The 10990-nt window shown below is 45.9% G+C and carries 9 protein-coding genes; 4 read left to right on the top strand and 5 right to left on the bottom strand.

Annotated features, from left to right (window positions below; all coding sequences use genetic code 11):
• Window positions 1-2084: endonuclease MutS2 (locus VB712_RS13810; protein ID WP_323255674.1), on the bottom strand; the 2084-nt coding region annotated here is incomplete at its 3' end.
• Between the two features lie 212 nt (window positions 2085-2296).
• Window positions 2297-2683 carry a lactoylglutathione lyase gene (gloA, locus tag VB712_RS13805; protein WP_323255672.1) on the bottom strand — a complete coding sequence of 129 codons (387 nt, stop codon included), beginning with the start codon at window positions 2681-2683 and terminating at the stop codon, window positions 2297-2299.
• A 159-nt stretch (window positions 2684-2842) separates the two neighbouring features.
• Here gloA and VB712_RS13800 point away from each other — a divergent pair, with 159 nt between their 5' ends.
• From VB712_RS13800 to VB712_RS13790, 3 genes are all read left to right on the top strand, one after another.
• Window positions 2843-3331, top strand: a complete 489-nt coding sequence (locus tag VB712_RS13800) for a nucleotidyltransferase family protein (RefSeq protein WP_323255670.1) — start codon at window positions 2843-2845, stop codon at window positions 3329-3331.
• 504 nt (window positions 3332-3835) lie between these two features.
• Window positions 3836-4723 (top strand): hypothetical protein, encoded by an 888-nt coding sequence (locus VB712_RS13795; protein ID WP_323255668.1) that lies wholly within the window; start codon window positions 3836-3838, stop codon window positions 4721-4723.
• Between the two features lie 84 nt (window positions 4724-4807).
• Window positions 4808-5374, top strand: a complete 567-nt coding sequence (locus tag VB712_RS13790; RefSeq protein ID WP_323255666.1) for a hypothetical protein — start codon at window positions 4808-4810, stop codon at window positions 5372-5374.
• A 196-nt stretch (window positions 5375-5570) separates the two neighbouring features.
• On the opposite strand, the gene VB712_RS13785 is transcribed toward VB712_RS13790, so the two are convergent.
• Window positions 5571-6488: an alpha/beta fold hydrolase gene (locus VB712_RS13785; RefSeq protein ID WP_323255664.1), complete on the bottom strand. Its 918-nt coding sequence runs from the start codon at window positions 6486-6488 to the stop codon at window positions 5571-5573.
• Between the two features lie 57 nt (window positions 6489-6545).
• Here VB712_RS13785 and VB712_RS13780 point away from each other — a divergent pair, with 57 nt between their 5' ends.
• Window positions 6546-8003, top strand: a complete 1458-nt coding sequence (locus VB712_RS13780; protein WP_323255662.1) for a DEAD/DEAH box helicase family protein — start codon at window positions 6546-6548, stop codon at window positions 8001-8003.
• A gap of 103 nt (window positions 8004-8106) precedes the next feature.
• Here VB712_RS13780 and VB712_RS13775 read toward each other — a convergent pair whose 3' ends face one another.
• Both VB712_RS13775 and VB712_RS13770 read right to left on the bottom strand, forming a co-directional pair.
• Window positions 8107-9117 carry a hypothetical protein gene (locus tag VB712_RS13775; RefSeq protein ID WP_323255660.1) on the bottom strand — a complete coding sequence of 337 codons (1011 nt, stop codon included), beginning with the start codon at window positions 9115-9117 and terminating at the stop codon, window positions 8107-8109.
• Between the two features lie 16 nt (window positions 9118-9133).
• Window positions 9134-10624: an AAA family ATPase gene (locus VB712_RS13770; protein WP_323255658.1), complete on the bottom strand. Its 1491-nt coding sequence runs from the start codon at window positions 10622-10624 to the stop codon at window positions 9134-9136.
• Between the last annotated feature and the right edge of the window lie 366 nt (window positions 10625-10990).

The raw sequence follows: 10990 nt of genomic DNA, 5'->3' as shown, positions 1-10990 counted from the left end.
TGGTTTGGGGGGGGTTGGGGGTTATCAACAGTTTTGCCGTCGAGGGATTCGATTTCGCTGAGATTAACCGTGGTTTTCATTAAGCCAAATTGCACGATCGCCTTCTGATTCCCCTCAATGGCCAACACCTCCGCCGTCTGCCCTAACCGAGGAATGCGGATCCGTTCCCCAACACGGGGGAAATAACTGGGGGGACGGCGGGGTTCTCGTTTGGGGAGGTGGGTTTGGGCGATCGCCTCTAGCCCCATCGTGGCCTGTTGGGCAGCTTGGCCTGTCGGTTTTTGCTGTTGGAGCGTGCGGATCACTTGGGCAATTTCCGCCTTAGCAGCGGCGATCGCCGCCGTCACCGCTTCCTCTTGGGATTGTTTCAAGGCCAATTCCCGCGCCTGCAACAGCCGCGCCCGTTCGGACACTTCTTGATAAAACCGTTCCGCCTCCTGTACCAACGCCGTAGCCACCTGGGCCTTTTCCTCCTGCTCCTTCCGTTGCGCCTCCAACCCAGCAATCACATGGTTAACATCCTCCACCCCTGACCCCATCTGTGCTTGCGCCGCCGCAATAATCCCCCCATCCAACCCCAAACCCTGGGCAATGGCCAGAGCATTGGATCGCCCCGGAATCCCCCACAGGAGGCGATAGGTGGGGGCTAACGTGGCTTGATCAAACTCCACCGAAGCATTTTCAAAGCGGGGATCTTGGTATTTGAGGGCTTTGAGTTCGCCGTAGTGGGTGGTGGCGATCGCCAATCGCCCATGATCCGCTAAATAATGGAGCAAGGCCGCCGCCAACGCACTCCCCTCGGTGGGATCGGTTCCCGCCCCCACCTCATCGAGCAACACCAAAGAAGCCGGAGTCATCTCCCCTAAAATGCGACTAATGCGGCGAATATGTCCCGAAAATGTCGATAAGCTCTGCTCTAAAGATTGCTCATCGCCGATATCTGCAAACACACCATCAAACCAAGGCAATTCCACCGGCTCCCGCGCCGGAATAAATAGCCCCACCTTCGCCATTAACGCCGCCATCCCCAAGGTTTTTAATGTCACCGTTTTACCGCCAGTATTGGGGCCGGTAATGGCGACGACGCGAATTTCCGGGCGAATTTGGATATCAATGGGAATCACCGCCCGGCCCTGTTCATGGCGCTGTTGCCACACCAAAAGGGGATGGCGCAGTTCCCGCAACGTCATCGGTTGATCCGGGGGGAGAAAGCGGGGGGGATTGGCTTCGAGCCACAGGCTATAGCGGGCGCGGGCAGTGGCTAAATCAAGGATCGTCACTGTAGCGAGAAGTTGCTCTAAATCCTCTTGAACTGCGGCAATTTCCGCCGTGAGGGCCTGCAAAACGATTTCAATTTCTCGCTGTTCTTGCCGTTGGATTTGTCGTAATTGATTCCCCGCTTCAACAATGCTATGGGGTTCGATGTAGAGGGTGGAGCCGGTGCTGGAGGTATCGTGAACAATGCCGGGGATTTGGTCTTTTTGGGGTGCTTTAACGGGGAGGGTAAAGCGTTCCCGTCTTTGGGTAATTAGGGGTTGTTGGAGGGCATTGCCCTGGCGTTGGATGATGCGTTGTAGTTTTTCATGGATGCGATCGCGCTGACTGCGCAACTTCATCCGCACCTCTGCCAATTTAACACTGGCGCGATCGGTGACATCCCCCCGTTCATCAATGCAATGATGGATCTGTTGTTCTAATTCTGGATAGGTGCGAAGATCCGCCACCAATGTCTGCAATGTGGGAGTTTCCGTTTGTTCTTCAATCACCCGCCGCAGTTGTCGCGCTCCGGCGAGGGTGGTGGCAATGTTTAGCAGTTCTATGCCGGAGAGCATCCCCTGATGGCCGGCCCGCTCTAAACTATCGCCAATGTCTTCAATACCCTTGAAGGGTAGGCCAGCGGTGAGGTGAATTTCTAAGCTGTAGACTTCTTGGGTTTGGCGCAAGAGGTTTTCGGTTTCCCCTTGGGTGGCAGGGATGGGCAACTGACGGGCGGCGATCGCCCCCAATTTGGTAGCAGTAAACGTCGCCAACTGTTGGCAGAGGCGAGGCCAGTCGAGGAGGTCGAGGGTTTCAGCGGGGGTCAAGGCGGTTGGGGTTAGGGGCCTTATTTAAGGTAGCAAGGTTAAGGCTTGGATTTCAAGCGGGGAGGGGGGATCTGCTGGAGCCAAGGCTGAGGATCCCCCCGGCTGCGCCGACCCCCTTAATAAGGGAGGTAATACGCTATGGAAGGCTTCTGCCTCCATCGGTATAACGAGCGTACTTTTGAACCCCCCTTAAAAAGGGGGGCAGGGGGGATCTAACCCTTGAGTTGAATCAATTCAATTTTGTACCCAGTGGGATCTTCCACAAAGGCGATCACCGTTGTGCCGTGTTTCATCGGCCCCGGTTCCCGCACGACTTTACCGCCCCTTGCTTTAATCTCCTCGCAGGTTTTGTAAATATCCTCTACACCGAGGGCAATGTGGCCATAACCATCGCCAATGTTGTATTGGTCGGTTCCCCAGTTATGGGTGAGTTCAATCACGGTATGATCGGCTTCATCGCCATAGCCCACAAAAGCAAGGGTAAATTCTCCCCCTGGATAGTCTTTTTGCCGCAATAGCTTCATCCCCAACACCTCGCAGTAAAACTTGAGGGATTCTTCTAAATTCGCAACTCGTAACATCGTGTGTAGCATCCGCATGATCAGTTCTCCTCAAGGATTTGCCCTTTATCCTAGCGAATCTGTGGGCATTACTTGAGGGGGGATGGGCGATCTAATCTATCTTTAGCTCTGGGGGAGGCGGCATTGAAGGCAGTAGCTATAATATGGGGGCAGACCTTTTCACCTCTGTGGGTTTCTATGTCCCAACAGTCTACCGATAGCCGCCCCAACCCCCATCCCCTCTCGCCACAGTCCACAGAACTGGTGTGGAAAGGGGGAGAGGATAACGATGGCATGGGCATCACTTTTCCTGGGGCCAATGAGCGGGAGATGGATGTTGTGGACTGTGGGATAACGCAAATTTATCAACGGCTCCAAACTACGCCGCTAAAACTTTCTCAGTTTTGTCGGAAGTGGTATATTGCTAAATTGGCTGTTTTTGGTTCTATTTTGCGGGATGATTTTCGCCAACATGGAACTGATCGAAGTGATATTGATTTTCTTTTTTGTTATCTTCCCAGTACCAATATGAGTTTATTGCGGAGGGCAAAAATGAAGATAGAGATTGAGGAATTATGCCAAAACTCTGTTGATTTGCTCATATTTAATGAGGTTATTGCTAGCCACAACTGGAGTCGCAAAAAGCATATTTTAGAATCAGCAAAATTAATTTATGTCCAGCAATAAAGATCGCGATGCGGTTATTGATATTTTGAAGACGATCAAAGAAATCATGCTGTCAATGGAAGGAGTTAGTTTTGCCCATCTGTGGGCATCGCTTCCGGGGGAATGGAGGGGCGCACACACCGTCTGATATGGAATCTGCTTAATCAGATTGTGTAGAGCTTATAGGTGGTGTAAGGGCGAAAGATTTTTCGCCCCTACGCAGATCCAACGATACAGCCGGATTTCATATGACATAAATTTAGGAAAGTCGCTTCAACAATTTGATGCTAAATCTACATTCGCCTGATCCTGGACAAGATTCAGTAACTCAAGAGCCTTAATGGGTGGAGCTTGAACCAGATTATGAAGTTTTGTGTAGGGTACGCCTGGCTATTTTACCGCCTCGATATTCATGTGCTATATTTACTTCAAAATTTGGCTGTGCAAGAAGTTCAACTTCCCATAACCATCAATGTGCTAGGTAACTGGCAATTGTCTACTGAATAGTTATGGCTACGAGAAATCATGAGAAACTTAGAAATTCAAATATCGGGCAAAATTCAAAATAGTAATTTTCCCCTCTGGAAAGATTCTCTTTTACAGAAAATCAAGTCCATTAATATGAAATTAATGACGGATGAGGATTTTGCTGTAGCAACACAAGATGCAAAGTTATTGAAAAAAGCTGAAGAAGCGATTCAAGATGCAAAAATCAAGGCCATTCAACAAACACAAGAAATTCAGTTGCTGTTTACTGCTCTTGATCAAATATCAGAGCAAGCTAGGCAAGCTCGTTTAAGATTGGAACGGCAAATTAAATTTAGAAAGCAACAAATTAGGGATGAACTTATAACTGCATCAATTCAGCAGATTCAAGGCCATATTAATTGTAGGCCAGGAATCTATTCTCGGTTAGATAATAGCAAATACTTGCAGCGTTATCAATATGAGTTAGCCATCAAGGGTAAGCCAATGTCCACTGTCAGAAATGTGTTAGCAGGATTAGTACAGAATCTTAAAAATACAATTGATCAAGAAAGTCAACAGGTTTTACGCAAGTATGAAATCATTGAAGCAGTTGGATCTGATGAGAAACTTTTATTTCAAGATATTGATCACCTTGTTTCACTTTCTGAAAAAGAGTTAAGACTGACAATCGAAAACCGAATCGTGAAATTTTCAGAGCAAGCTGCAAAAATCAGGGCTGTTAATGCTGAAAAAGAATTGAATAATCTTAATCAGAATTTTTTTCTCGATACAGTCAATGAAGATAAGAATCTCTATGTTATTTCAATTGAGCTATTGAGTACAAGGCAGAATGCTATTGATAGAGCAAGAGAGATTAGAAATTTATTGGAAAAATCTGATTGTTTGGTGGATATGAAGTTAAAAATGAAACCTCATTCATCGTGATCAATTTAAAAAATGAATGTTAGTTTTGAATCTGCTATCCACCGAATCACTGAAACCCGAAGGATTGTCACTTCAGATCGCGCTGTGCTCGTTGCCATTACAGGGATTGATGGCTGTGGCAAAGGCTATATGGCTCGGCATATCGCCCAGGCCCTAGAAACCCAAGGCTTCAAGATCGCCACCATCAACATTGATGGCTGGTTGAATCTGCCCCCCGTGCGCTTTAGCCAGAGTCACCCTGCCGAACATTTCTATCAATATGCCTTTCGCTTTGAGCAGATGTTTTCACAACTGGTGCTGCCGCTGCGTCAGGCGCGATCGCTCCAGCTTGAGGCAGACTTTACCGAAGAAACCGCCACAAACTATCGGAAACATTGGTATCACTTTGAAGCCATTGATATCATTTTGCTGGAGGGGATCTATCTATTAAAGTGTGAATGGCAAACCCATTATGATCTCTCATTTTGGATTAAATGCAGCTTTGAAACGGCTCTGCAACGGGCAATAGATCGCGCCCAAGAAGGTCTATCTCCCGAAGCAACGGTGGCGGCCTATCAACGCATCTATTTTCCCGCCCAAGCGATCCATTTTCAACGGGATACCCCCCACCGAGCCGCCACCTCGATCATTAACAATGATCTCGATGATTAGGAGCGAAAAATTTTTCGCCCCTAACTCATCTTTTTCCTTTCTGCCTGAAACAGTGGGTCAACTTATAGCGGTTCTCATAAACTTGAGGTACAAAGATCCCCCTCAATCCCCCTTAAAAAGGGGGAAGTCGCGTTCTCAGACACTTGAGGGACAAAGATCCCCCTCAATCCCCCTTAAAAAGGGGGAAGTCGCGTTCTCATCCTTTCGCAATCCGCGATAAACCCTGCACCCATTCGCGAATATGACCATTGACGATCGCCGGGATTTCATCGTGGGGACAGTGACCCGCCTGAAGGAAATGCTCCTCGTATTGATCAGGATGGGGATAGGCCACCCGGAACTTGGGAGCGCGATCGCCCACCAACATCCAAGGATCTCCCTCCCCCCACAACATCAACAGGGGGCATTGCATTTGGGCCAATAACCGATCATTCTTTTCCCCTTGGGGGGCTTTAAACACAGAACTAAAGACTTGCAACGCACCGCGATCGCAGGAAGCGCGATGAATATCCGCCACCAATTGATCCGTCACTGCACTGCGATCTAAATAAACTTTTTCCAAGGTTTTACGAATGATCGCCGGGCGACGCAGATATTGGAATAGCCAAAAACTGGCCCATGGTTGCAACAAAAAGCCTTTCGTAATCTCGCCCAGCCATTTACGCCAGAGGGGAGGTTCCGGTGTGCCGGGAGGGGCTGTGAAGGGGCCAGCACAGTTGAGCAGGATTAACCCCTTCGCCCATTGGGGCCGCTGGGCCGCCACACAGAGCGCACTATAACCCCCCAAGGAATTCCCCGCCAAGACCACGGGCCGGCCAATCACCTCAGCAATAAAATCCGTTAATTGATCCCGCCAAAGATCGCCACTGTAGGCAATATCCGGTTTTTGCGATCGCCCAAACCCCAACAAATCAATGGCCCACACCTCAAAATCGCTCTGCAATTCGGCAATATTTTTGCGCCAATGATCCGTCGAAGCGCCAAAACCATGCACCAACAGCAGCGGCGGCCGCTGGGCATTGTCCCCCGCTTTGATGTAGTAAATCTGGTAATCCCGCCATTGCCAAATTTGGCCCGGCACAGTGGATAAAGGCGACAGCGCAACAGTAGACACGGCACAATAGGAACAACAACCTGCTTATTGTAACGTTTTGTAACGTTTCCGAGTGCCATGGCCCGCAATCCCAAACTCACCTACCATCGCGGCACGCTCCTGATCCATCCTCCCCCGTCGGGAAAGGCTTGGCTCGACTATGCCACTTGGGATGATCGCATTGAAAAATTTCGGATTCGGGGCCAGGATTATCGCCCTTTGGTGGAGGCACTGCAAAAGCAGGGGGTGACGTTTACCGATCAGGCGAAGGGATTTACACCCCTTGAACTGCAAACCCAACTGGCAAAAACCCCCTATCCCCATCAGGAGGAGGCGTTATTAGCCTGGAAGCGGGCGGGCCGTCAGGGGGTGGTGGTGTTGCCAACGGCGGCGGGGAAAACTTATTTAGCCCAGTTGGCCATCGCCTGCACGCCCCGCAGTACGTTGATTGTTGTGCCGACGTTGGATCTCATGCATCAATGGTATGCCCAGTTAGAGGCGGCTTTTCCGGGGGTGGAGTTGGGGCTATTGGGGGGCGGTTCCCACGATCGCACGGCGGTCTTGGTGGCCACCTATAACAGTGCGGCGATCCAGGCGGAAACCTTGGGCGATCGCTATGGCCTGCTCATTTTCGATGAATGCCACCATTTGCCGACGGATTTTTTTCGGGTGATTGCTGAATATGCGATCGCCCCCTATCGTTTAGGCCTCACCGCTACACCGGAGCGGGCCGATGAGGCCCATGGGGATCTCGATCAATTAATTGGGCCGATTGTTTACCGCAAAGCACCGCAGGATCTATCGGGTCAGGCCTTGGCAGACCATGAGGTGCGGCAAATTAAGGTCGCTCTCGATCCCCAGGAGCGCGATCGCTATGATGAGGCGATCCAGATCCGTAACCAATTCCTGCAAAGTGCGAATATTTTCCTCGGCAGTTTGCAAGGATGGCAGGATTTTATCCGCGCTTCAGCCCAATCGGCGGCGGGGCGGCGGGCGATGTTGGCCCATCAGGAGGCGAAGGCGATCGCCAATGGCACAACGGGCAAGTTACGAATTTTGGCGGAACTAATTGAAACCCATTACCCGGAGCGGATCTTAATCTTCACCAACGACAACGCCACCGTTTACCGCATCGCTCAAGATTTCCTGATTCCCGCCCTCACCCATCAAACCCCTGTCAAAGAAAGACACGCGATTTTACAGCGGTTTAAAAAGGGGGAATATGGGGCGATCGCCACCTCCCATGTTCTCAATGAAGGGGTGGATGTTCCCGATGCCCGCATTGCAATCATCCTGTCGGGGACGGGATCAACGCGGGAATATGTGCAACGATTGGGCCGGGTGTTACGCAAAGGTAATCAAGCTAACAAGTTAGCGATCCTCTACGAAGTGGTAGCGGAAGCCACCAGCGAAGAGCGCACATCAGAACGCCGCCGCACCCCCGCCACACCCCAAGTGGCTCAACTGGAAATCCTCCCCCCACCCATACCCCGTGCTGCGGAAACATCAGATCGTCCCTACAATATCGATGATTGAAACAATGCAAAACAATCGTAGGGGCGCAAAATTCAACAAAATTTAAAATTTCGCCCCCAAACCACCTAGAGCTTTGCACGATCTGAATTAAGCGGATTTCATGCTACAGTTCAATCCCATAGGCTTGTTTGTAAATGGATTTAAAGATTGCTGTTAAATGAAAATTATTATCATCCTTCCTAGAATAAAATTTTGCTATTTCTAAAGATAATTGTTCTCTAAATCGCTCTACCTGTTCTTTGCTTTGCTCTTCGTTGTCTTGTTCTGGGTTTAACTTGAAATCTGTAATAATCTTTTCCCAATAAGGCTTTGCTTTCCTGAATAGGAAAATGATCCTAGCAAACTCCAATTTGTCAGTATTTTTGTATTTTGATTCAAGGGAATGACATAATTCTGAAACAGTAGGGCAATTTAGATCTAAAAAACTCATTCTTTTGAGAACAGATTCTAAATTCTTATTTAGATCTTGGTCTGCTGAAGATTCCCTAAGGATTTCATCGTACAAAGCCCACAAATCTAGAGCGTTGTCTTGGTACAAGATGGGATGTTTATAATCATTGAAGAATTCTTTTAATTCAGGCAATAAAAAATAGGCTTCTTTATGAATTAATCCTGTGACAAAAATTTTGTGCTGTTCTTTTGAGACATGATTAATTTCTAGTCCATTGTATAAATTTAAAAATATTTCTTCAGTATCTGAAAATGGATAAATGACTTGAGCATCTGTAAACTGATCATTTTCATTCTCTATGATTAACTTTTGCTTTTGTATGTCCAAATCAACAATCGCAAATAATTTGTTAACATCGACATAGGATGCTTTCCCTAAAGCAACTAATTTATGGAGTTCAAAAAAAACCTTGATCACATCTGCTCGGCTTCCACAGGGAAAAAAAACAGGTGCGCGTCGCCTTCTTGCTTCCTTCGGCAAACAGGCTTTATAAAAATTTGCATCTGGGATTTTTTCAAGCTGTTTATACATTGATGGGTTACGGCCAACATTTTTTACAGAGTCTGTATCTCCTTCGCACAATATTACAGCTTTTCCTCTAGCCCTACTGGAGAGCATGATTGATTCAACATGATCATCAAATTGTTCAGCAGTAAGAGACATAATTATTTTTACCGATTTACTGTTTTATAAGTTTTGGATTTAATTCATTCACGTGCGCAGGTGTTACAGCTTGACACAGTTCGTATGAATGTGTAGCCAAAATAAATTGATTGTTGTTTGACCATGTTTGAAGGTCATTAACAATTTCGTATTGCCAATCAGGGTGCATACCGATTTCTATTTCGTCCATTAAAATAACGGAATCTTTGATTTCATTGGAGCGAAGCCAAAGATAAATACTTAATTTTCTGAGTTCTCCATGACTTAAATCCTCTGCGTACAATTCTTCATCACTATTTTCTAGCTTGAAGATGACCCTGGAAAAATCTGGTGCTATTGTTATCGTTTTTCCAAAGAAAAAATCATGCAACTCTTGCTTTAGTTTTTTTAAGTTTTCACCATATTCACCCATAATTAATGCCTCTTCAAAATCTTTATCCCTTGCTTTTTTAAATGCATTAGAGATAACACTTGCAGACTCGAAATTATAACCGAACAAGCCGGGGAGATTGTTTTGAGCTATTTTTACATCATTAAAATAGCTATTTACAACATGTCTATCTGTAGATAAAACTTTTCTTCTAGATTCTTCAGACAAAAATAAAAGTGTTTGTGAGATTGGAGTGGCTAAATACACCTTCGATGAAATTTCTTTTAGAAAATCTAAGCTCTCTGTTGTTCTACACAGCAAAACATCTTTGTCTATTATGTCATTAGTATTATCCTCTGTTATATTATCTGTTATATGACTAATGTATAAAAGATTTTCAGAAAGCAAGGACGCTGTAAGTTCTTCAATATTTGAAGATATCGAAGATCGCATTTCCTCCAGATTGTTCCATTCTATCTCTATTTCTTCTAACCCTGACAACATATATTTAATAGATTTTTTATAAAAATCCAAGGTTTCTTTAACATCATGGTTTTCTGGAAGGTTTGCAAATTTTATATTTGCAAGTTTTATAAAGTCTATTTCCTTTGAATAACGTCCACAAGTTTCTTCATAAATTCTCATGATCTTTTGAAATTGCCTATGTCCATTTAAAGGAACTCGACTTGAACTATTAAGTTGATCTTCAAAAGAACGAATCAATGAATCAATTCTTGCGATTTTTCTTTTTAAAGTTTGCTTTTGTGAAATTTCTTTCTTGATATTCTCTATCTCCAAAAAGCAGTTAAAATCCAAATCATTAAAAGTACTAGGATACAGAATAAATTCAAGTGAAAATTCTTTTTCACCTTCAACTAACTCAAAATAAGCGATAGATGTTGGCATCTCGCTATGATTATTGTTTGCTATTTTGCTTAAAAGATTGCTGAGGTACTGATGCCTAGATTTTTCAAATGAGCAATGCAACAATATAAAAACTAACTGTAATAGCGTGCTTTTTCCCCCTCCGTTTAAGCTTCCCACGGGAAAGATAGTCGGAATGAAACTGGGGTCAAAATGTAAATCTACATTTTCAAGAACTCTAAAATGAGGAATCTTAACTCTTTTTAAAAACATGGCAAATACTTGAGATAATTTAAATAAATATACTGCTTTTGATTTGGCTTTGAGCCTGGTTTATTTTAGCACATCAATTTTACATGTCAACAACTTGCAATATGAAATTCGTTTGATTAGATGGTGTAATTAATGTGGGGATGAAAAATTTTCGCCCCTAGTCCCACCAATTCTACAACCGGATTCCAAAACAGACAAGTTGCGAGTGTTAATCGAGTCCCCGGACGCGCTGTAGTTCTTCTGCAAAATGGGAATCGATGATCAATGATCTAGTAAGTGGCTGTATTATGAGCATAGCGATCGCCCCCTCCACCCATGACCCAAGAAGAACAACTCAGCCTCTTTGGCAGCCTCGAACCCAGCCCC

Source organism: Spirulina sp. CCNP1310, from assembly GCF_034932185.1.
Lineage (GTDB): Bacteria > Cyanobacteriota > Cyanobacteriia > Cyanobacteriales > Spirulinaceae > Spirulina.
The sequence above is the reverse complement of the archived record's forward strand: the minus strand, read 5'-3'. Positions and strand labels throughout refer to the sequence as shown.

Coding starts and splice junctions, on each gene's coding strand:
- gloA (WP_323255672.1), bottom strand. CDS start 2,683: ATGCGGATGCTACACACGATGTTACGAGTTGCGAATTTAGAAGAATCC.
- VB712_RS13800 (WP_323255670.1), top strand. CDS start 2,843: ATGTCCCAACAGTCTACCGATAGCCGCCCCAACCCCCATCCCCTCTCG.
- VB712_RS13795 (WP_323255668.1), top strand. CDS start 3,836: ATGAGAAACTTAGAAATTCAAATATCGGGCAAAATTCAAAATAGTAAT.
- VB712_RS13780 (WP_323255662.1), top strand. CDS start 6,546: ATGGCCCGCAATCCCAAACTCACCTACCATCGCGGCACGCTCCTGATC.
- VB712_RS13775 (WP_323255660.1), bottom strand. CDS start 9,117: ATGTCTCTTACTGCTGAACAATTTGATGATCATGTTGAATCAATCATG.
- VB712_RS13770 (WP_323255658.1), bottom strand. CDS start 10,624: ATGTTTTTAAAAAGAGTTAAGATTCCTCATTTTAGAGTTCTTGAAAAT.